This window comes from Frondihabitans sp. PhB161 (assembly GCF_003814635.1).
Classification (GTDB): Bacteria; Actinomycetota; Actinomycetes; order Actinomycetales; family Microbacteriaceae; genus Frondihabitans.
This window is the reverse complement of sequence record NZ_RKQW01000002.1, coordinates 580,847-601,988: the sequence shown is the minus strand read 5'-3', so window position 1 is coordinate 601,988 and position 21,142 is coordinate 580,847. Positions and strand designations below refer to the sequence as shown.

Below are 21,142 nucleotides of genomic sequence, written 5' to 3'. Positions count from 1 at the left end.
GGCATGACGAGCTCCCGCATCGCCCTCAGCAAGGTTCCCGAGGTGACAGCCCTGTTCTGGATCGTGAAGGTCGTGACAACGGGCGCCGGCGAGACGGGCTCGGATTTTCTCGTCACCCACCTGAACCCGGTGCTGGGTGTCGGCATCGGCTTCGTGCTCTTCGTGACCGCGATGGTGCTGCAGTTCCAGGCAGCCCGCTACATTCCCGCGCTGTACTGGTTCGCGGTCGTGATGGTGAGCGTCTTCGGCACGATGTGCGCCGACGTGATCCACGTCGGGCTCGACGTGCCCTACCTGGTATCGGCACCGGTCTTCGCGGTGACGCTCGCGGTCGTGCTGGTCGCCTGGCGTCGCAGCGAGGGCACCCTCTCGATCCACAGCGTCACGACCCGGCGGCGCGAGACGTTCTATTGGGCGACCGTGCTCGCGACGTTCGCGCTCGGAACGGCGACCGGTGACCTCACCGCCTCGACCCTGCACCTCGGCTATCTGGCCTCGGGCATCCTGTTCGCGGTCGTCATCGCTGTTCCTGCAGCCGGGTACGCGTCCGGGCTGTTCGGCCCGATCCTCGCGTTTTGGTTCGCCTACATCGTGACCCGACCCATCGGCGCCTCGTTCGCCGACTGGATGGGCGTCTCGCCCGCCCGCAGCGGGCTCGGCTGGGGCACCGGAGAGGTCACGCTCGCGCTCCTGGCGGTGATCGCGTCGTTGGTGCTCGCGCTATCAATTCGACGACCGAAGGATCCGGCGGCCCGCCACTCAGCACCGCCGCCGCTGCGCGTGGGCGGGTAGCTCGCGACGCACCCCCGGTTGGCCTCAATCGGCCTGGCAATCGGGGGTTATCTGGCCATCAGGGGGTGCGTCGACACCGTGCGCCGCCCGCGCGGCGCTCAGTGGATGACGCCGCGCTCGATTCGGCCCGCCAGGTGATCCACCACGGCGAACGCAACCGGCTCGACGAGCGGGCCCGAGCGGTGCTCCGACCAGTTGGCGTCGAAGCGCTCGCGGAACCCGGTCGTCCACGGCAGAGCCGAAGGATCCGCTGACCCCGTCGCGGCCCACCGCCACAGCAGCTGCCCGCGCCGATTCACCTCGACGTCACCCGGCCCGGGGCCGACCGCGATCGGAGTGGGGCGCACGCAGACGACGGGAGCGTCGATGCGCGGTGGCGGATCCATCCCCGGAACATCCTGCGTCAGCATCGAATACGGCAACGCGACCCCGCGGGCCGTGAGTGCGAAGATCTCGAGCGGCCAGCACGGCGCAACGCTCTTGTAGATCGGCGCACCGTTCGCGGCCCGACCGAGCATGACGGTCGTGACCGGCTCGATCCCGCGTCGGCGGAGCGCGATCGCGGTCTCGGCGAGCAGAGACTGGAGCGCCCACGACCCGGCGACCTCCTCCGATTCGACGGGGAGCGCCTCGATTCCGCGCCGGGGCCGGACGAATCGTTCGATGGCCTCGTCGAGTTCGGTCATGGTTCCACGCTACCGTTCACGCGCTACCCCGCTTCGCCCGCGCGCTGCTGCGCGGTATGTCGCGAGACTCCAGTAGGTGCGGGTAGGCGCCCTCGGCACCCGCATCTACTGGAGTCTCGATTTCGGGGGCATAAGTGCACCCCCTGCAGGCTTGCGGCCTGCGCATCACCTCGTTTAGCGTCGAAAGCGGGTGAAGGGGGAGAGCATGGCGGAATTTCGCGTGTCATCGGAGGCGGTCGAGGCTGCGAGTGCCGACGTCGCCGAGCATCTCGTCGAGTTCGAGGGGCGGGTCGCCGCCTGCCAGTCACTCGTCTCGGGGCTGATCGGAGCCGACTGGGCGGGCGGTGCGGCGGACGCCTTCGCGGGCGACTGGACGGAGTGGCTGCAGGGGGCAGCGACGGTGCAAGACGCCCTCGCCGGCATCTCCCGGCTCCTCGCCGAATCCGCGTCGACCTACGCCGACACTGAGACCCACGTGGCCTCCGCCTCAGCGAGCTCTGAGGTAACAACGACCCCGGCTGCAGCACCCAGCGGTCGCATCGGCACCCCGGGGCAGGCCCGATGACCCGCCACAAAGCCGTCGGCGCTTCGCTGAACGAACTCGTCGTCGAACTCGGCCGCATGACCGAGTACTGCCACGCCCTCCGCGATCACGTCGAGGGGACCGCGGGGCGCGTCTCGGGCGACTGGTCAGGAGACGCGCAAGCCCAGTTCGCTGCTCTCCACCAGGAGTGGTCTGCCGGAGCCGCGACCATGGCCGAGGCCATGGCCGACATCGCGAAGATCGCAGCCGCCGCGGGAACGGCCTACGACGCCGTCGCCGCGCACAACCGGGCGGGGTGGTCGTGAGCATGGGCGATTACCTGATCGACGTCGACCCGACCGGATACGTGGATGCGGGGGTCGCGACCCGTGACCTCATTCGGATCCTGAGCTCGTCGTCTTCTGCACTGCTCTCGTCGCTCGCCGGGAGCGGAGGCATGGCCGGATCGGACGACGCCGGTCAGACCTGGGCCACCAGCTACGACGAGGCCGCCCGGAGCGTGACGACCGACACCGGATCCCTCCTCACCGCGATCGACTCCCTCGCCGTCGGGCTGCACGTCACCGGGTACAACCACGCGCTCGCCGAGGCTCACGCCTCGAACGGGAGAGCAGGATCCGACGTGGCCGCTCCCGCCACCCCCTCGACCATCAGCATCGGTTCTCCGCCGTCGTCCCACGGTGGCAACCGCGACTTTCCCTGGGGTTTCGACTATGTCGCCGACCTCATCGGCATGGCATGGCCCGACGGCGACACCGGCAAGCTCCGGTCTGCGGGGAGCGCCTGGGAGACCTACGCCGGTGCGCTCGACGGCATTGACACCACCGGGCCGCTGTCGCACGTGTCGGGCTTCAGCTCGCCCGAGATCCCGTCGATCGAGCAGAAGATGCAGTCGGTGCGAACCGTCGTCGACGGCCTCGCCAACCAGGCCCGGGCTATCGCCACGGGCTGCCGGGCGCGCGCCGACGCCATCGAGAAGGCGCGCAACGACACCACTGCGGAACTGGCCAAGCTCGCCGCCATGATCGCCGGGACCGTCGCGGCCAGCGCACTACTGACCCCGCTCACCCTCGGTATCTCGGACGCCGTCGGCGCCGGCGCGGTGACCGCCGAGACCGCCACGAGCGTGGGCCGCATCGTCGTCTGGCTGACCGAGGCCGTCGAGTCGACCATCACCGCCGCGGGCGTCGTCGCCGAGACCGTCACCGGCGTCGGCGGTCTCAGCGTGGCCATCGAGGCGCTCGCCGTGCGCATCGCGCCAATGGCCGCCGGCTACGTGCTCCAGGGAGTCGTCGCCAGCACTTCGGGAGCCGTCGTCGACGGTGCCGTCTACGGCTCCGAGGCCAACATCGGCGAAGACCTGCTGTGGGGCATGCTCCTGCCGGGCGGCGGTGCGGTCGCCGCCAGCACGCGTCGTGTCGGCGAGAAGGTAGTGGTGGAGAGCGCGGTCGTTCAGACCACGAAAGCGGGCGACCGTCGTCTAGCCGAGATTCCAGTGACCTTCCGCGTCAGTCCCGGGCACGATGTCGTCGAGTTCGACCGGCAGCTCCTCGGCCAGCAGGAAGAAATGAACCGCCTCAGCGTCGCCGAGTTCCTCCGCAACCGGGAGGTGTATCCGACGGCTCGACGGGGCGCTGCGGCGAGGGTGGCTCAGAAGCGACTGCGCCAATCGGAGAGCGCGCTCAAAGTCGATGAGTATCTCGCTCAGGGCCATTCCTTGCGGGAGTCCCGGGAGATGGCGGTGGCCTGGATGCGATCGCGAGCCGCGCTCCACACCCCCGACCTCATCGCTGGCGGTCACGCTGCATCTGTCAATGTCCTGGGCGATTCGCGAATCAACTCCTCGCTAGGATCCCAGTGGAGAACTCTCATCGTGCCCGTCGACCGGAGCATTCGTGACCAAGCGGTTCGAATGTCGCAGGTAGAGCGCGAGACAACGTTCATTCACGTTCGTCTGACCCGCTAGGAATAAATATGATCACGCTCCCCGACTTTGTAGCCAGCGGTTCCGTTAGCCACGAAATCATTGATGCCTACGCGTCCAGAACGCCGCAAGAAGTTGTCGACCTGTGGAGGGGGCTAGGCACGGGCTCCGCCGCGGGTGGTTACATTCGACTCGTCGATCCCGCGGAATGGCAACCCATCCTGGCCGAAGTCTGCCCGGGCCACGACGAGGCCGTCGTGGTGTTCACCACGGCCATGGGGGACCTGGTCGTCTGGGAGAACGGCTTCTTCAACCTCCTGCGCCTCCGTAAGGGCATCGTCGACATAATCGGAGCGAACGCCAAGAACTTCGTCACGTATATTGCCGACCCCGAATTTCTCGAGTGGAAGTTCGACTGGGATTCGTATGCCCCGGCCGTAAAGCGTCTGGGGCAGCCGGAGTTTTACGAGTGCTTCGGTTATGTACCGTTGCTCGTCCTGGGTGGCCCGGAGCGAGTTGAGAACCTCCAGCGAGTAAAGATGCGCGAGCACGTGCTCATCATTTCCCAGCTCGCAGGCCCTCTCGCCTTCGACGCCGGCTGATGCATGATGAACTCTGCCCCCTTCACGTCCTTCGACCTGATGCCAGCAGGGTCGATGAGGACCTATTCCGACCGTGTACCGACCGAGATCTCGGCCCTCCGGGGTGAGGTTGGGCAAGCAACCGCTGCGGGCGGATACATCCGACTCGTCAACCCTGCGGAATGGCAGCCGATTCTGGCCGAAGCGTGCCCGGGCCATGACGACGCCGTTGTTGCCTTCACCACGGCCCTGGGAGACATGATCGTGTGGGAGAAGGGGCTCTTTTACCTTCTCCGTTTCCGCGATGGAATCGTCATTGTCGTCGGCGCGGACGCGACAAACTTCGTTACCTATGTAGCCGACGCCAGGTATCTCGACTGGCAGTTCAGCTGGTCTGCCTATGCCCCTGCGGTAGAGCGCCTGGGCCAGCCGGCATTCGACGAGTGCTTCGGCTACGTGCCGCTGCTTGCGCTCGGTGGCCCGGAACGAGTTGAAAACCTCCAGCGGGTGAAGATGCGCGAGCACGTGCTCATCATCTCCCAGCTCGCGGGCCCGCTCGCCTTCGACCCTGTTTGATGCGGATGCAGTCAACCCACGTCACGACCGTCAACGGATTCACAAAGATCCCTCTGGACGACTCGGAAGGCCCCATCCCCGAGACCCTCGCGGGGATGCTCGGCCGATTGAACGGGACGAGCCTGTTCTCTCTTGCGCTCTGGAAGCTTCCGGCGGGGGCTGCTCTCGGTGACGCATCAGCCACTCGAGCGGTCGACGAGAACTACCTGCAGTCGGCGGGATCAGCCACCGCGATGTCTATCGAGTTGCGGCGCACGGTTGACGGGGTGACCAGCCAGTTCGCTGCCGGATCCTCGTCGTCGAGCGCGACAAACGCCCCGTGGGTCAGCATTCCCTTCGGGCAGCACACTCTCGAGGTGCAGCCGAACGAGGTCTTCTCCGCCGAAGAGGCTGCCGCCATTTACCTCGCCTATTACGAGACGGGTGAGATTCCCGATGGGCTCGCACTCCGCGAGCTTGACCTCGGTCTCTAGAAAGCTGAACTCAATGCCTCCGTTTGTTTCTGTCGCCGCGATGCCTGAGACGTCGATCCGGGAGCACTCGGCTCGTGTTCCTCACGAGATCGTGGAGCTGTGGCGGGAGGTCGGGTTGGCAACCGGGGCGGGCGGATGCCTCCGAGTAATCGACCCGGCCGAGTGGGCACCGATTCTGGCCGAGACCTACCCCGGTCACGACGAGGCGGTGGCTGTCTTCGCAACCGCCTTCGCCGACGTGGTCGTGTGGGAGCGCGGCTACCTCAACATCCTCAGATTCCGCCGCGGCGTGGTTACTGTGCTCGTGGCCGATCTAGAGATGCTGTTGCTGGTGATCGACGACCAGGAGTTCCTCGACACGGAGCTGGATGCGGGCTCGTATGCGGCGGCCGTCGAGCGGTTGGGTATGCCGGAATTCGACGAGTGCTTCGGCTACGTTCCGCTGCTTGCGCTCGGTGGCCCGGAGCGCGTCGAGAACCTCCAGCGCGTGAAGATGCGCGAGCACGTTCTGCTCATCTCGCAGCTTGCCGGACCTCTCGCCTTCGACGCCGGCTGAGCGCCGCTCCGGCGGCGAGACTCCACTAGTTGCGGGTCTGCCGCCCAGCCACCCGCAACGAGTGGAGTCTCGCCGCCCAGGCGAGCGGCGCTCCTGCGGCGAGACTCCACAAATGGCCCATCCTTCGGCTGACGATGGGCCATTTGTGGAGTCTCGGCGCCCCTAAGCGAGAAAGAGGCAGACACAGAGCGCAGGATCCGCGCCCCACGCACCTACAGCAGGACGCTCCCGCGGACCAGCGTCGTGGTCGACCCGCCGACCCACACGGCTCCCGCGGAGTCGACGTCGATCGACACGACGCCGTCGCGCTGCAGCCGGGTGCCCTGGCCGTTGGTGTACGACGCCGGCGCCCGGCCCTCGCGCTGGAGCCACTGCGCGAGCGCGGCGTTGAGGCTGCCCGTCACGGGGTCTTCGCCCACTCCGACGTTCGGCACGAAGCCGCGCACCTCGAAGGCGTGACGGGAGCCCTCGGGGTAGGCGCCGAAGACGCCGATCGCGAGATCGAGGACGCCGCTGAAATCGGGCTCGACGGCGAGCACGGCGTCGGCGGAGGCGAGCTCGATGCCCATCCACTCCGGCCCGTTGACGATCCACTGGTGGCTGACGATGTCGGCGCGCGAGACACCGAGTGCGGTGGCCACACGAGCGAGGTCGGCTTCGTCGACCGGGCCGGAGCGGATGGTCGGGGGAGCGCCGAAGGCGAGACGACCGTCGGTGCGACGAAGAGTAACGAGACCGGCCGCGCACTCCTGCACGACGACGCCAAGGCCGGAGCCGGAGCCGGAGCCATCAGCACCGCCGGCCCGAGGCACCCCGCCCGCCTCCAGCCACGCGTGCGCCGATCCGAGCGTCGGGTGCCCCGCGAACGGCAGCTCTTCGCTCGGCGTGAAGATCCGCAAACGGTAGTCGGCGTCGGGCGAGGTGGGCGGCAGCACGAACGTGGTCTCGGAGAGGTTCGTCCAGCGGGCGAACGACGCCATGGCCTCGTCGTTCATTCCGTCGGCGTCGAGCACGACGGCGACCGGGTTACCGAGATAAGGATCCGACGCGAAGACGTCGACCTGAGCAAACTGTCTCGTGCGAGCGGGGGCGTGGAAGGAATCGGGGGTAGGCACAGGGTCACGGTAGAGGGCCCCGCGGTTTGGTCGAAAGGGCCAATCCCCGGATCCTGGACTCCCGTCTCGTTCCCGAGAGGACGCAAATGGGGCCCCGACGACGAGTCGGAGCCCCATGTGCGCACTTTGGGCGAAGATGCCGGCCGGTCAGCCGGCGGTAACGAACCCTTCGCTCTTCAGCCAGTCGAAGGCGACGTCGGCCGGCTCTTCGCCGCCGACATCGACGCGCAGGTTCAGCTTGCGCAGCTGCTCGTCGGTGATCTTCGGCGAGATCTGGTCGAAGACCTCTTTCAGTTGGGGGTACTCGTCGAGCGTCGCGGAGCGGAACACCGGCGCGACGTTGTAGGCGGGGAAGAACTTTTCGTCGTCATCGAGCACTGTCAGGTCGAGGGAGTTGATGCGACCGTCGGTCGTGTAGGCCTCGCCGAAGTTGCACTTGCCCTGGTCGGTGGCCGTGTAGACCGCGCCCGTGTCGAGGATGCTGACGTTGCCGGACGGCACGCCGTTCTTACCCGACCCGCCGAGCTCGAGGCCGTAGTGCCTCAGCATCGGCTTAAAGCCGTCGGCCCGCGAGTTGAACTCCGACTCGACGCAGAAGGTGCGATCGGCGACGGGGAGCTTCGCGATGTCCGACACCTTGGTGACGCCGAGCTTCTTGGCGGCCTCCGAGCGAATGGCCATCGCGTAGGTGTTGTTCAGTGGGGCCGGCTGGAGCCAGTCGAGGCCGTTCTTCGCGTCAGCATCGCGTACTGCCGCGTACTGCTTGGCCTTGTCGGGAATGCCCTCGGCGTTGCCGAGGAACGACAGCCACGCGGTCCCGGTGTATTCGTACGTCACGTCGGCGCCGCCCGTCAGCATGAGTTGCCGCACCGGGACCGAGCCGGGCACGTTGGTCATATCCGTGACGTCGAAGCCGGCGGCGCTCGCGGCGAGCACGGCGATCTTGCCGAGGATCAGCTGCTCGGTGAAGTTCTTGCTGGTGACGGTCAGCTTCGCGTCGGCGGGGAGGCCGTCGATGTGCTTGATCGAGCCCAGCGCGACGGCGGGAACGAACGCGGTAGCGGGCTGGAGGCCGCAGCCGGTGAGGGCGAGCGCGGCGACGGTGAGGCCGCCGACGATCGAGGCGCGCAGGGCGTGGCGTCGCTTGCGTCCGAATTTGAAGGAAGAACTTGGCTGGAGGGCCTGCGATCGCGATGTTTCCGTTGCGCCGAGGCGGTTTTTCCTTCGAATTCGGGCAGGAGCGGAGGCAGAAGGAGTGCGGGTCATCGGAGTCCCTTCGGGGTGGCGAAATGCTCGACGAGACGGCCGAGCCAGTCGATGAGCAGCGCGAGGAGCGCGATGAGCAGGGCGCCCGAGATGAGCACGCGGGGCAGGTAGAGCGTGACGCCGGTCGTAATCAGCAGGCCGAGCCCGCCCGCGCCGATGAACGTCGCGAGGGCGGCCGAGCCGACCAGAAGCACGAGCGCGGTGCGGATGCCCGAGAGCATCACCGGCACGGCGAGCGGCAGCTCCACCTTCATCAGGACCGCGAACGACGACATTCCCATGCCGCGCCCGGCCTCGACCGTGCGGGCATCGACACTCTGCACGCCGATCATGGTGTTGCGCAGCACCGGCAGGATCGCGTAGAGCACCAGCGCGACGACGGCCGAGCGGAAGTTGAAGCCGAGCCAGAAAGCGAGGAGCACGACGAGGCCGATGGCCGGTGCGGCCTGCCCGAAGTTGCTGATCGCGAGGATGATGCCGCTGGCCTTGTTGAACGGGCGACGGGTGAGCAGGATCCCGAGAGGGATCGCGATCACGAGCACGATCAGCGCCGACACGAAGGTCAGCGCGAGGTGCTGACCGGCGTAGTCGACGAGGTCGGACGGGTTGAGCGTCGAGCGTTCACTCGGCGTGAGGTCGGCGGTCATCAACCAGACGACGAAGCCGACGAAGACGAGGGCGATGGCAGCGGGCTGAATCAGCAGTCCGCGCCAGCTCGTCGTACCGCTGGCCCTCTCGACCGCTACGACGTCGGTCACTGGGGTGCCTCGACGGTGGACGCGGATCCTGAGCCGTTTGTCGGCTCGGAGTCGTCGGCCTGCGTCACTGCGGGAATCGCGTCGAGCGTTCCGGTGTTCGTGCCGACCGGCTTGTAGGCCTCGTCGGCGGCGAGACGGCGCGAGCGCGTGATCGCCTCCATGACGACCTCGACCGTGATGACCCCGATGAAGCGGTCGCGCTGACCGGTGACGAGAGCGGCACCAGCGCTCGAGACGAGCATGGTGTCGAGCGCGTCGTTCAGGGTCGACCCCTGGCTGACGACGGGGAGCGCTGGGTCGACGTCGGCGGGGATCGTGTCGAGGCGGCCGAGCTGACGGCGCGACGGCCACCGGATCGGACGTTCGCGCGAGTCGACGATGACGGCGTGGCCGTGGCCCGCCTCTTCCACGCGGCCCAGCACCGACGACGCGGTGTCGCCCGGGTGGGCGACGATCGCCTCGGCCAGTTCGACGTCGCGCACGCGGTTCAGCGTGAGCTGCTTGAGGCCGGCACCGGCGCCGATGAAGTTCTCGACGAACTCGTTGGCGGGCTCGGCCAGAATGCGCTCCGGAGTGTCGTACTGCACGATGTGCGCGCCCTCCGAGAAGACGACGATCCAGTCGCCGAGCTTCACGGCCTCGTCGAAGTCGTGCGTGACGATCACGATGGTCTTCTTGAGCTCGTGCTGGATGTTGATCAGCTCGTCTTGCAGGCGCTGACGCGTGATCGGGTCGACGGCGCCGAACGGCTCGTCCATCAACAGCACGGGCGGGTCGGCGGCGAGTGCGCGGGCAACGCCGATGCGCTGCTGCTGTCCGCCCGACAGCTCTTTCGGGAACCGATCGCGGTAGACCGCAGGATCCAGCGACACCAATTCGAGCAGCTCGTCGACACGGGCGCTGATGCGCTCCTTCGACCACCCCAGCATCTTCGGCACGACCGCGATGTTCTGGCTCACGGTCATGTGCGGGAACAGGCCGCCGGCCTGGATCACGTAGCCGATCTGGCGGCGGAGCTCGTCGCCGTCGATGCCTGTCACGTCGTCGTCGCCGAGGACGATGCGGCCCTCGGTTGGCTCGATCAGGCGGTTGATCATCTTGAGCGTCGTCGTCTTGCCGCAGCCCGAGGGGCCGACAAGCATGACGATCTGGCCGGCCGGGATCTCGAGCGTGATGCCGTCGACGGCGGGCTTCGACTGGCCCGGGTAGCGCTTGGTGACCTGGTCGAGCAGGATGCTGCGGCCGGAGTCGGCGGACTTGTCGATGGTGGTGGTGGGGTCAGCGTTCTTGGAGTTAGCGTGCGACACGGATACCTCGCGAGATGGTCAGGCGGCCGAGGCCGAGGAGAAGGAGGTCGAGGACGAGGGCGAGGACGACGACGCCCACCACCCCGACGACGACCGATTGCAGGGAGTTGGCGCCACCGAGCCGGGAGAGCCCCGAGAAGACGAAGCCGCCGAGACCCGGGCCGAGCGCGTAGGCGGTGACGGCGGCGACGCCCATCACCATCTGCGCCGAGATGCGCACCCCGGTGAGAATGATCGGCCAGGCGAGCGGCAGCTCGACGGTGAGGAAGGTGCGGAACTTGCTCATGCCGATGCCGCGCGCCGACTCGACGATGCCGGGATCGACCTCGTTCAGACCGACCACGGCGTTGCGGAGCACCGGGAGCGCGGCGAAGAAGGTCACGACGACCACCGAGGGCACGACGCCGAAGCCGAGCGGCGCGATCAGGAGGCCGATCAGCGCGAACGACGGAATGGTCAGACCGACCGCCGAGACGCCGTTCGCGACAGCGCTCCAGGTGCGGCTGCGGTAGACGAGCGCCGCGATCACCAGAGCCAGGATGACGGCGAGCACTAGGCACTGGATCACCAGTGACAGATGCTGCCAGGAGGCGAACCAGATTTGGTCCCACCGCTCCACTACGAAATTCCACAACATCTGTCGTCTACCCATTCACATCGTCATCAGCACATTCGTCACGCTTTTCGCTTGTTCCGAATAGATCGGTCGCAAGCAAATGCTGGTCAGCCTAGCGAATATATGAGTTCGGATCGAATTGCCGCAGAGCGTTATGGCAGGGGAGCGCTTCCGAATTCGAAGGAAAAGCGTGCAACGGCGGGGCCGGATCCTGATGTTTTCGTTACCGGATCGACGTTTCTCCTTCGAATTCGGAAGGAGGGAGGTGAGGGGGCGCGGGCGAGTGGGCGACGGGCCTAGTCGGCGTTACCGATCGCCTCGGCCGCCGGGAACACGTCGCGATTCTCGACCCGATCGAGCTCGTCGATCTCGGGCTGCGCTACCTTGCCTCGGTCGGCCGCGGTGAGCGCTTTGTGGGCCGTGCTCAGAACCATCGCCGCGGCGACGAGTGTCGCGGCTCCGAGCAGGAACGGCACGTGCTCGTTGAAGGCCGTGACCAGCAGGCCGGCGACGAACGGCGCCATGCCCCCACCGATGAATCGCACGAATCCGTAGGTGGCGCTCGCGACAGGGCGCTCGACGGGAGCGATGCTCATCACGGCCGTCGTGACCAGCGTGTTGTTGATGCCGATGAAGGCGCCAGCGACGATCACGCAGACGATCACGGTGACGTGGCTGTAGGGGAAGATGCCGATCACAGCGAGGTCGATCGCCATCAGTACGAAGTTCACGTAGAGGGTGCGTGGGGTGCCGAAGCGGCGCTGCAGCCACGGAGCGCCCCAGACGGCGAAGAGGGCGACGAGCACGCCCCAACCGCAGAAGACGAGGCCGAGCTGAATGGGGCTGTCGATGCCCATCAAGAAGGGCGAGTAGCCGAGCACGGTGAAGAATCCCCAGTTGTAGAGGAAACCCACGATGCTCGTCGTGCGAAGCGACTTGTGCTTCAGGGCGGTCAGCGGCTCGGACAGCTTCTGTTTGCGGGCCGGTGTGGGCAGCTTCGGCAGCAGGAAGATGGTCGCCAGCAGAGCGATGAACATGAGGCCCGAGACGCCGAAGAACGGGCCACGCCACGAGATGTTGCCAAGGAGGCCGCCGATCAGCGGCCCGAGGGCGATTCCGACGCCGAGGGCGCTCTCGTAGAGCACGATGGCCCCGGCGAATCCACCCGAGGCCGAGCCGACGATCACCGAGAGCGAGGTGGCGATGAACAGGGCGTTGCCGAGACCCCAGCCGGCGCGGAACCCCACGATCTCGCCGATCGATCCGCTCGATCCGGCGAGAGCCGCGAAGACGACGATGATAGTGAGCCCGGCGATCAGCGTGCGCTTCGGGCCGATGCGGCTCGAGATCCAGCCGGTGCCGAGCATGCAGACCGCCGTGACGACGAGGTAGCTCGTGAAGAGCAGCTCGACCTGCGACGGCGTCGCGCTCAGCTGGCCGGCGAGCGACTTGAGGATCGGGTCGACCAACCCGATGCCCATGAACGAGACGACGCAGGCGAAGGCGACGGCCCAGACGGCGCGTGGTTGCGTGAACGGGCTCGGCGGCTTCTGGCCGGTGGTGGCGTCGGCGCTGGTGTGGTGCGACATGGCTTCTATTTCTCCTCGGTGACGTGGGAGTCGTCGACGAACCGATGGAGCGCCGGCACGGCTTTGGCCAGGGCGCTTCGCGACTCAGGATCCAACTGCTCGAGCCGAGCGGAGATCAGCTCGGTTCTCGAGACGCGGTACTCGGTCAACCGGGCCAGGCCGTCGCTCGTGAGTGCGACGAGCACGGCTCGCCCGTCGCCCGGATCGGCGCGGCGCTCGGCGAGGCCGGTCTGCACGAGTCGGTTGACGAGCGTGGTCATGCCGGGTTGCGTGAGGCCCTCGCGCTCGGCGAGGTCGGTGATGCGCAGCGGGCCGACGACGTCGAGGCGCGCCAGCGTACTGAGCGAGCTCTTCGAGATTCCGACGGGCTCGCGCGAATCGCGCAGCCAGGTGACGACGGCCTCGAGCGCGTGGGCCACGTCGGTGGTGGACGGCGCGTTCTCGGCGGGTGACATAGCTCAACTATATAACTGGCTTATGTATATGGCCAGCCGCCCTGCCCCAACCGCCGAGTGGCGGCAAATGCCGCGCCAGCCAGGGGCTGGGAGGCATTTGCCGCCACTCGGCGACGGGCGGGAGGTCTACCGGGCCGCGAACACCCGCACATCCCAGGCGCCGAGCTCGATCGTGGCACCCGCCTCGAACGTCGTGCCCGCGAGCACGTCCGCCGCCGCACCGGGCAACTCGAACGTCGAGGGCTCCCACGACCAGTTGTGCACGACGTGGATCGTCTCGCCGTGGCGGTTCACCGACGACGACACCGTCTGCGAATCGGTCTGCGGACGCCAGGTCGGCGTTCCGGCGCCGACCGCGACCGCCCAGTCGACGACCGCGCGCGCCAGCACGAGGTCGGGGACGGTGCCGACGTACGTGACGCGTCCGGCGCCGTGTGCCTTGGTCGTGACGGCCGCGAACTTCGAGAAGTGGGGGTGGTCGTAGGAGGCGAGCACCTCGGATCCTTCGCTGTGGAGGCCGTCGGCCCAGAGCGTTCCCGTGGCGCCGGCGGGGAGGACGAAGCCGAGCGCGTCGGATCGCGACGACGTGAGAGGCACCGGGTCGGCGAGGTTCGAGAACTCGTCGTACCAGACCCCCGCGGCCTCATCGAGGAACGCCGGCTTCCGCTCGAGGCGGGCGCGCTGCTCGTGGTCTTCGTAGCCGGTGCGGATGCCGACGACGAGGTGCCCGCCGGCTTCGGCGTACGACGCAAGCCACTGCAGCTCGGCGTCGGAGGCGATGGTGAACGCGACGGCGACGAGCACGGGGTGGTCGGCGGCGAATGCGGCCGGGGCGAGCGAGAAGATCTGCGACGGGTGCACCGTGTTCGCCTGCAGTCCGGCCTCGAAGACGCCGCGGGCGAACGAGTCGAACACCGTCTGGAACGAGCGGCGATCGGCCTCCGGCCCGTGACGAGTGCCCTCCAGGCTGAGCGCGGGGTGCTCGTTGAGCGCCCACTTCGACGCGTTCGAGAACAGTAGCGCCACGTCGGCGTGTGGCGTCAGCTCCGTCACGCGGTCCCCGGCGGCAGCGAAGTCGGCCCCGATCGTGGCGATCTCGCGGTACACCCGGCCCGGCTGGAGCGAGTGCGGCAGGATCCCGCCCCAGTACGTCTCGACCCCGGCCTGCGTCGTGTGCCAGTGCCAGTACTCGATCATCGTCGCCCCGCGCGACACCAGTGCCCACGCGGCCTGTCGCCACTGGCCGTCCCACGCCGGCTTGTTCGACCAGGAGAAGCCGATCGCCTGGGCGTTCGTCTCGGTCACGAGGAACGGCGCCTGCTTCGAGCCGTACATGCGGTCGCCGCTCGAGAAGAGCGACCAGGTGCCCGACGAGGTCCAGTACTGGCTCGTCTTCTCGGTGGAGGGGAGGGCGAGGGAGTCTTGCATGCCGTAGTACGGGTTGCCGGCCGTGATGTCGAGGGCGACGGTCTCGGCGTCGTCTTCGAGGGTGGGGCGCTCGTACGAGTTGCACGTGGTGACGAACTGGTCGGCCCGCGAGTAGTCGCGAACGATGCCCGACTGCCAGGCGATGAAGTCGGTGGTGATCGACGCCTGGAACTTGCGCCAGGCGAGGTCGTACTGCGGCTGCACGTTTCCGTCGGGGGTCCAGAGGTCGGCCCAGGTCGACAGTCGGTGCGACCAGTAGGTGAGGCCCCACTCCTCGTTGAGCTTCTCGACGGTGCCGTAGGTGTGCCGCAGGTGGTCGGCGAACTTCTGGAACACCTCGCGGTTGGCGATGATCTCGTTGCCGGGCTCGTTGTCGACCTGGTAGCCGATCACCGCGGGGTGCTCGGCGTAGCGGGCGACGATCTTGCGGATGACGCGCTCGGCATGGAAGAGGAACGCCGGGTGCGCGTAGTCGATCTCTTGCCGGGCGCCCCAGCCCATCGCGTGGCCGGCATTCCGCTCGACGTTGATCTCGGGGAACTGGCGAGCCAGCCACATCGGGATCGCGTAGGTCGGCGTGCCGAGGATCACCTTGATGCCGTTTGCCTCGGCCGCGTCGAGGATCGGCGCGAGCCACTCCAGCTCGAACACGCCGTTCTCCGGCTCCCAGGTCGACCACACCGATTCGCCCACCCGGATCACGCTGAACCCGGCCTCCTTCATGAGGCGCATGTCGTCGTCGAGCCGGGGGGTGGCGTGGTACTCGTGGTAGTACGCGGCGCCGAAGAGGACGCGGTCGGTCAGGTGCTGCATGGGTGTGCCTTTCAGTGACGGTGATGCGAGATGCGGTGGTTCAGGATCCTTGTCGCTGGTTTTCTAGCCCTTCACGGCGCCTGCCGTGAGCCCGTCGAGCAGCTGCTTCCGCAGCAGGAAGAAGACGAGGATCGTGGGCACCGAGGCCAGCACGGAGCCGGCCAGAACGAGGTCGTACGAGCGGTTCTCGGCGGCGAACAGCACGTTCAGGCCGAGCGGCAGCGTGTACTGGTTCGAGTCGGAGAGCAGCACGAGCGGCCACAGGAACGAGTTGTAGCTCTGCAGAAAGCCCCAGACGGCCAGGGCGCCGAGCGACGGGCGGAGCAGAGGGAGCACGACGCGCCAGAAGGTGCCGAACTCGGAGTTGCCGTCGATCCGGGCGGCCTCGATGATCTCGTCGGGGATCGACTGGACGATGAACTGCTGCATCATGAAGATGCCGAACGCCGGGGCGACCCAGGGCACGACCAGTGCAAACCACGGCGTCGAGAGCCCTGACTTCACCACCAGGATGAACAGCGGCACCAGGATCACCGCGAACGGCACTGACAGCGACGAGAACATGATCGTGAAGAGAGCCTTCTTGCCGCGGAACTGGAACTTCGCGAAGCCATAGCCGGCGAGGGCGCAGACGAAGACCGAGATGACGGTGGCGATGGCCGCGGTGCCGACGCTCATGCCGAACCACTTCCAGAACGGTTGCGTCGTGAGCAAGTTCACGTAGTTGGCGATTGTGGCCGGGTCGGGGATCAGGCTCGGCGGGGTGGCGAAGATGTCGCCGCGGTTCTTGAACGAGCCCGAGAGCGCCCAGACGAGCGGGAAGATGAACACGAGGAGCAGCACGCTGAGGGTGACGTAGAGCAGACCGCGCCGGGCGAGCCAGCCGCCGCCCGCGCGCTTCTTCGGCCGCTGCTGCGGTGAACCGCCGCCGGTGGCGGCGCGGAGGCGGCGAGCATCGGCTCGGGTGGTGGTGCTGCTGGCGCTCATGAGGTCCTCCCGATGGCGAGTGCGCGGTTGAGGATCTGACTGACCCCGAACACGATGACGAAGAGCACGACGCCGGCGGCGGCCGCGTACCCGAACTGCTGCCGCTCGAACGCGGCACGGTAGATGAACATGGCGACCGAGAGCGTGGCCTCGCCCGGTCCGCCCTTGGTGAGCAGGTAGGGCTCGTCGAAGAGCTGGGCCGCGCTGATGAAGCTGGTGACGACGACGAAGCTCGTCACCGGTCGGATCTCGGGCAGCGTGACCGAGAAGAACTTGCGGATCGGTCCGGCGCCGTCGAGCGAGGCCGCCTCGTACTGCTCGGGCGAGACCGCCTGGAGGGCGGCGAGGAAGAAGATCGTGAGATAGCCGACCGTCCGCCAGAGGAGCACGAAGCCGATGGCGAGCTTGGCGAGGGTCGGGTCGCCGAGCCAGTCGGTGTTCGGCAGCCCGAAGAGCGCTTTCAGCGCCGAGTTCAGCAGACCGTAGTCGGTGTCGAAGATGAGGCTGTAGATGAGCGCGATGACGATCGGCGACAGCACCATCGGGATGAAGAAGGCGACGCGAAACAGGTCGCGAGCCTTGAGCCCCTTGGCGTTGAGAGCCTGGGCGACGAGGAGCGAGCACGGCACCACGATGAAGACGGCGATGAGCGTGTAGATCAGCGAGTTGACGAGCGCGGTGCCGAAGCTGGTGTCTTGCACGAGGTTGACGTAGTTCGTCACCCCGATGAACCTCGGCGAGCCGAGACCGACCCACTCGGTGAGGCTGAGGTAGACCGCTGCCAGTACCGGCACGATCATGAAGAGGCCGTAGAGCACGTAGAACGGCGCGATGAAAAGGTACGGCGCACGACCGCCGCTGGTGTTGAGCTTGCGGCGGCGGGTCTTCGACTCGGGGCTCGCGGCGACCGGGACCCCGGTCGCAGTGGATGTCGACATGGTCGTCCCTTCTAGGCGCGGGCCTGGCCGCGGAAATCGTCCGCCGCAGCGCTGAGTGCCTGCTTGGCGGTGAGCTGACCCTTGTAGGCCTGCAGGAGGTAGCCGCTGAGCACGGTCTGGAGGATCGCCGTGTCGGCGCTCTGGTGCTGCGACGGGACGTCATCGATCACGTCTTTGTAGACACCGAAGAGCCGTTGCCCGTCGAAGTACGGGTCGCTGATAGCCGAGAGTCGCGGGTCGTCGAAGACGGACCGCAGTGTTGGCAGGTATCCGAGGTCGCGGTAGCGCTTCACCTGCTGGTCGGCATTCAGGTAGGTCGAGAGAACGAGGTCGACACCCGCCTGAGAGAGAGGCTTCTTGCGAATCGCGGCGAACCCGGTTCCGCCTCCGACGCTGGTCGTCCGGCCGCCTCCGGCGAACACCGGCAGCTTGCGCACCTTCCAGGTGCCTTTCTGCTCGGGCACGTTCGGTTTGATGCCGTAGCTGGCGTACCAGGACGGCATGTCGACGCCCACGATGGACGAGCTCTTGAGGCCGGACTGCAGGCTGGGCCCGTACATGTCGGCGACGGTCGCGATGGCTCCGGACTGGACGCCCTTTGCGATGAACGCGAGCGTGTCCTCCGCCTCGGGCGTCTCGATCGTCAGGTTGCCGTCGACGTCCCAGAGATCGCCGCCGCGCTGCAGCAACATGATCTGGTAGCTCTGGACGGCCCCGCCCGGGTCGTTCGTCGCGACCGCGTGCATCGACACGTTCTTCGACGGGTTCAGCTTCGCGAAGGCCGCCTCGAACTCCTCCCAGGTGGCGAGGTCGTCCGGGATGCCGAGCTTGTCGAACTGCTCCGGGCGGTAGTAGTAGACGCAGAGCGGGGTGTCGGAGTCGAGGGCGTACAGCTTGCCGTCTTTCGAGAACGGGGTCAGCCGTGCGCCGATGAGGTCGTCTTTGTAGTCGGCGATCGAGGGCGAGAGGTCGACCAGCAACTCTTTCGCGATATCCCCGCGAAGGGTGCGGGCGAACGCGCCGATCTCGAGGCCGACGACGTCGGGCGTGCCCGTGTTGGCGACCGCCTGGGCGATCAGCTTCGTGGGGATGTCGGCGGCGGCGATCTTGGTGACGTCGAGCGCGTAGCGGTATGTCGTCGCGGCGTCCGCCGTGGGCAGCGCCTCGGTGAAGAACTTCACGTAGCCGTCGTCGTGGGTCCAGAACGACAGGTCGGCGGCACCCGAGGTGAGCGCTCGGGATCCTGGTCCGGTCGCGCATGCCGAGAGGAGGGCGCCGAGGGCGACCGTGCCGCCGGCGGCGGCACCCCAGCGGAACAGGTCTCTGCGGGTCGGGGGAGAGGGGGTCATCGGTGACTCCTGACGTCGTCGTCGAGGGAAGGGGAGAAGATCGCGGGTGTCAGTCGACCGGGCGCACCCGGCGGCGTTCGGGGGACGGCTTCGCCGTGCTGCTGCGGGTGACCAGCTGCGGAGCGAAGAGTCGGGCGCTCTCGACCGGCGGGTGGCCGTCGAGAGTGCGGAAGAGACGGTGCATCGCCTGGCGCGCTGCTTCGGCGAAGTCCTGATGGATCGTCGTGAGGGGCATGGCCAGAAACTCGGCGACCGGGTTGTCGTCGAAGCCGACGATGCTGATGTCGTCGGGCACGCGGAGGCCCTTGGCCTGGATGGCCGACATGGCGCCGATCGCCATCTGGTCGTTGGCGACGAACACGGCCGTGACGTCGGGGCGCTGCAGCAGCTTGCTCATCGCCTCGAAACCGCTGCGCGGACTCCAGTCGCCGACGATCGGCTCGTGGCGGGCGGCTCCGGCGTCTTCGAGCGAGGCGGCCCAGCCGGCGACCCGGCGGTTGGCCGGGATCCAGTCGGTCGGGCCGGAGATGTGCCAGACCGTCTCGTGGCCGAGAGCGAGAAGGTGGTCGGTGGCCGCGCGAGCACCGCCTGACTCGTCCATGGCGATGGCGAGGGAGCCCGGGCGAATCTCGTCGGGCCCCTGTCCGAAGGTGAGCACGGTGACGTCGGCAGGGATCCTGAGGGTCGACAGGTGGTGGTCGACCGGCTCCGAGATCACGATCGCCTCGACGTTCTGGTCGAGGAGGGAGTCGACGGCGGGCTGGAGGTCTTCGGGCGACGTCTCGTCGGTTCGGACCACCGTGAGCGAGAAGCCGCGCGTGCGGGTCTCGCGTTCGATCGCGGCGAGGGTGGAGGCCGGCCCGTGCAGGGTGGTTCCGATGGTGATCACGCCGATGCGCCGCGACCGCTGGCCCTTGAGCACGCGCGCCGCGGAGTTGGGTCGGAAGCCGAGCTCGGCGATCGTGCCGAGGACGCGCTCGCGGATGACCGGCGACACGTGCGGCTCGTCGTTGACGACCCGGGAGACAGTCTTCTGCGAGACGCCGGCCGCGGCCGCGACATCCATCATCGAGACGGGGCGGGTCGCACGATTCGGCTGGTCGCCGACGGGTGTCGATGGCATCTCGGCTCCTTCGCCGTCTGGTTGACTGCGTAGTCAACACGAGGACTGACGCCAGTGAACACGACTTTGTCTACGTAGTCAAGCGCTTTTTGTATCGCCGCGCCCCCGGGCGCGCTGGCAGACGTGTCGCGGACTCCCCGACGTGCCGCGGCGCGTCCGGGAGACCGCGACGCGTATCGCGGCCCGCCCGGCTCTAGGCGGTGCTCGCCCGCGCGACCAACTCGGGCTGGAACACGACCGCCCGAGGCGCGCCCCCGGCGACCTCCTCGAGCACGAGGTCGATGGCCGTCCGGCCGATCCGGGCGCTCGGCTGCCGGATCGACGACAGCGGCACGACGGCGGACGCCGCGAAGCCGATGTCGTCGTAGCCGATGATGGCGATGTCGCCGGGCACGCTGACACGCTGATCGGCGAAGAGCGTCTGGAGCAGCCCGATCGCGATCAGGTCGTTCGCGGCGAACGCGGCGTCCGGGCGTGCCGAGGCGGGTCGAGCGAGGAGGGCATCGGCGATGCGGCGGCCCTCGTCGATCGAGAGGGCGTCGGTGGCGAGCACCTCCAGTGTCGCGCCGCGGTCGGCAGCGGCGCGGGCGGCGCCGGACGCGCGGTCGGACACCTGCCGGATCCCGAAGGGGCCTCCGACGAAGGCGATGCGCGAGCGACCCTGGTCGATCAGGTGCGAGACCGCCAGCGCGCCGCCGGCGACGTCGTCGACCGAGACGGAGCTCGAGCCGGAGTCGGGGCTGATCCGGTCGACCAGGACGGCGGGGATGCCCCGGCTTCGCAGTCGCTCCAGTCGCTCGCTGACCGGGCCGACGGGCGAGAGGAGGATGCCGAGCACGCGCTGCTCCTCGAAGAGGTCGAGGTACGAGCGCTCGAGGGCGGCCTGCTCGTCGCTCGACCCGAGGATCACCGATTTGCCGAACGTCGCCGCGTGCTGCTGTGCGCCGCGAGCGACGTCGGTGAAGAAGGGGTTGGTGACGTCGAGGATCACGAGTCCGATGGCGTTGCTGTGCCCGGCGCGGAGCTGGCGGGCCGCATCGTTGCGGATGAAGCCGAGCTGATCGATCGCCCGCTGAACCTTCTCGACCGTCGCGCCGGCGACCTTTTCGGGTCGATTCAACACGTTCGACACTGTTCCGACTGAGACGCCGGCCAGCGCTGCCACGTCGCGCACGTTCACCGAAGTCACGGTGTCTCCCCTCAAGCCCCTCAGTCGCGCCCGAAGTCTATGGGATTCGAGGTCGTCGGGGTTATTTTTCGCGAATC

General features: G+C 67.7%; 22 protein-coding genes. 8 read left to right on the top strand and 14 right to left on the bottom strand.

Features of this window, described 5'->3' with window-relative positions:
* Nucleotides 1-3 precede the first annotated feature (3 nt).
* Nucleotides 4-792, top strand: coding sequence for a hypothetical protein (locus tag EDF39_RS11535; RefSeq protein WP_123943198.1), 789 nt, complete (start codon nt 4-6; stop codon nt 790-792).
* 98 nt (nt 793-890) lie between these two features.
* Here EDF39_RS11535 and EDF39_RS11530 read toward each other — a convergent pair whose 3' ends face one another.
* Entirely contained in the window at nt 891-1,478 is a 588-nt protein-coding gene (locus EDF39_RS11530) for a hypothetical protein (RefSeq protein WP_123943196.1), read from the bottom strand.
* A gap of 205 nt (nt 1,479-1,683) precedes the next feature.
* Here EDF39_RS11530 and EDF39_RS11525 point away from each other — a divergent pair, with 205 nt between their 5' ends.
* From EDF39_RS11525 to EDF39_RS11495, 7 genes are read left to right on the top strand one after another with little or no spacing between them, the layout of a single operon-like run.
* Nucleotides 1,684-2,043: a WXG100 family type VII secretion target gene (locus EDF39_RS11525; RefSeq protein ID WP_123943194.1), complete on the top strand. Its 360-nt coding sequence runs from the start codon at nt 1,684-1,686 to the stop codon at nt 2,041-2,043.
* Nucleotides 2,040-2,327 carry a WXG100 family type VII secretion target gene (locus tag EDF39_RS11520; RefSeq protein WP_055963608.1) on the top strand — a complete coding sequence of 96 codons (288 nt, stop codon included), beginning with the start codon at nt 2,040-2,042 and terminating at the stop codon, nt 2,325-2,327. Before EDF39_RS11525 ends, EDF39_RS11520 begins: the two co-directional genes overlap by 4 nt.
* Before the next feature lie 2 nt (nt 2,328-2,329).
* A complete protein-coding gene (locus EDF39_RS11515) occupies nt 2,330-3,988 on the top strand; it encodes a polymorphic toxin type 15 domain-containing protein (protein ID WP_233573107.1) in 1,659 nt (552 codons plus the stop codon).
* An 8-nt stretch (nt 3,989-3,996) separates the two neighbouring features.
* Nucleotides 3,997-4,548, top strand: a complete 552-nt coding sequence (locus tag EDF39_RS11510) for a T6SS immunity protein Tdi1 domain-containing protein (protein ID WP_123943190.1) — start codon at nt 3,997-3,999, stop codon at nt 4,546-4,548.
* A gap of 3 nt (nt 4,549-4,551) precedes the next feature.
* Complete coding sequence (locus tag EDF39_RS11505; RefSeq protein ID WP_123943188.1) at nt 4,552-5,103, top strand: T6SS immunity protein Tdi1 domain-containing protein; 552 nt, start codon at nt 4,552-4,554, stop codon at nt 5,101-5,103.
* 5 nt (nt 5,104-5,108) lie between these two features.
* Nucleotides 5,109-5,576 carry a hypothetical protein gene (locus EDF39_RS11500; protein ID WP_123943186.1) on the top strand — a complete coding sequence of 156 codons (468 nt, stop codon included), beginning with the start codon at nt 5,109-5,111 and terminating at the stop codon, nt 5,574-5,576.
* Nucleotides 5,539-6,132, top strand: coding sequence for a T6SS immunity protein Tdi1 domain-containing protein (locus tag EDF39_RS11495; protein WP_123943184.1), 594 nt, complete (start codon nt 5,539-5,541; stop codon nt 6,130-6,132). Before EDF39_RS11500 ends, EDF39_RS11495 begins: the two co-directional genes overlap by 38 nt.
* 212 nt (nt 6,133-6,344) lie before the next feature.
* On the opposite strand, the gene EDF39_RS11490 is transcribed toward EDF39_RS11495, so the two are convergent.
* From EDF39_RS11490 to EDF39_RS11430, 13 genes are all read right to left on the bottom strand, one after another.
* Complete coding sequence (locus tag EDF39_RS11490; RefSeq protein ID WP_233573060.1) at nt 6,345-7,247, bottom strand: PhzF family phenazine biosynthesis protein; 903 nt, start codon at nt 7,245-7,247, stop codon at nt 6,345-6,347.
* Between the two features lie 147 nt (nt 7,248-7,394).
* Entirely contained in the window at nt 7,395-8,513 is a 1,119-nt protein-coding gene (locus tag EDF39_RS11485; protein WP_123943180.1) for a glycine betaine ABC transporter substrate-binding protein, read from the bottom strand.
* Nucleotides 8,510-9,271 carry an ABC transporter permease gene (locus EDF39_RS11480; RefSeq protein WP_233573061.1) on the bottom strand — a complete coding sequence of 254 codons (762 nt, stop codon included), beginning with the start codon at nt 9,269-9,271 and terminating at the stop codon, nt 8,510-8,512. Before EDF39_RS11480 ends, EDF39_RS11485 begins: the two co-directional genes overlap by 4 nt.
* On the bottom strand, nt 9,268-10,578 hold the full coding sequence (locus tag EDF39_RS11475) for an ATP-binding cassette domain-containing protein (RefSeq protein WP_123943178.1): 1,311 nt from the start codon (nt 10,576-10,578) through the stop codon (nt 9,268-9,270). The genes EDF39_RS11480 and EDF39_RS11475 overlap by 4 nt, the downstream gene beginning before the upstream one ends.
* Complete coding sequence (locus EDF39_RS11470) at nt 10,565-11,215, bottom strand: ABC transporter permease (protein ID WP_370275183.1); 651 nt, start codon at nt 11,213-11,215, stop codon at nt 10,565-10,567. Before EDF39_RS11470 ends, EDF39_RS11475 begins: the two co-directional genes overlap by 14 nt.
* Before the next feature lie 275 nt (nt 11,216-11,490).
* Entirely contained in the window at nt 11,491-12,783 is a 1,293-nt protein-coding gene (locus EDF39_RS11465; protein WP_123943176.1) for an MFS transporter, read from the bottom strand.
* Nucleotides 12,784-12,788: 5 nt separating this feature from the next.
* Nucleotides 12,789-13,238 carry a MarR family winged helix-turn-helix transcriptional regulator gene (locus tag EDF39_RS11460; protein ID WP_055963588.1) on the bottom strand — a complete coding sequence of 150 codons (450 nt, stop codon included), beginning with the start codon at nt 13,236-13,238 and terminating at the stop codon, nt 12,789-12,791.
* Between the two features lie 126 nt (nt 13,239-13,364).
* Complete coding sequence (locus EDF39_RS11455; protein ID WP_123943174.1) at nt 13,365-15,479, bottom strand: beta-galactosidase; 2,115 nt, start codon at nt 15,477-15,479, stop codon at nt 13,365-13,367.
* A gap of 63 nt (nt 15,480-15,542) precedes the next feature.
* Nucleotides 15,543-16,466: a carbohydrate ABC transporter permease gene (locus EDF39_RS11450; protein ID WP_123943172.1), complete on the bottom strand. Its 924-nt coding sequence runs from the start codon at nt 16,464-16,466 to the stop codon at nt 15,543-15,545.
* A complete protein-coding gene (locus EDF39_RS11445) occupies nt 16,463-17,404 on the bottom strand; it encodes a carbohydrate ABC transporter permease (RefSeq protein ID WP_084816252.1) in 942 nt (313 codons plus the stop codon). The genes EDF39_RS11450 and EDF39_RS11445 overlap by 4 nt, the downstream gene beginning before the upstream one ends.
* 11 nt (nt 17,405-17,415) lie before the next feature.
* The gene (locus tag EDF39_RS11440) at nt 17,416-18,753 is read right to left on the bottom strand and encodes an ABC transporter substrate-binding protein (protein WP_123943170.1); all 1,338 of its coding nucleotides are present in this window, start codon (nt 18,751-18,753) and stop codon (nt 17,416-17,418) included.
* Nucleotides 18,754-18,802: 49 nt separating this feature from the next.
* Nucleotides 18,803-19,876 (bottom strand): LacI family DNA-binding transcriptional regulator, encoded by a 1,074-nt coding sequence (locus EDF39_RS11435; protein ID WP_123943168.1) that lies wholly within the window; start codon nt 19,874-19,876, stop codon nt 18,803-18,805.
* 193 nt (nt 19,877-20,069) lie between these two features.
* Nucleotides 20,070-21,065: a LacI family DNA-binding transcriptional regulator gene (locus EDF39_RS11430; protein ID WP_123943166.1), complete on the bottom strand. Its 996-nt coding sequence runs from the start codon at nt 21,063-21,065 to the stop codon at nt 20,070-20,072.
* Nucleotides 21,066-21,142: the final 77 nt, after the last annotated feature.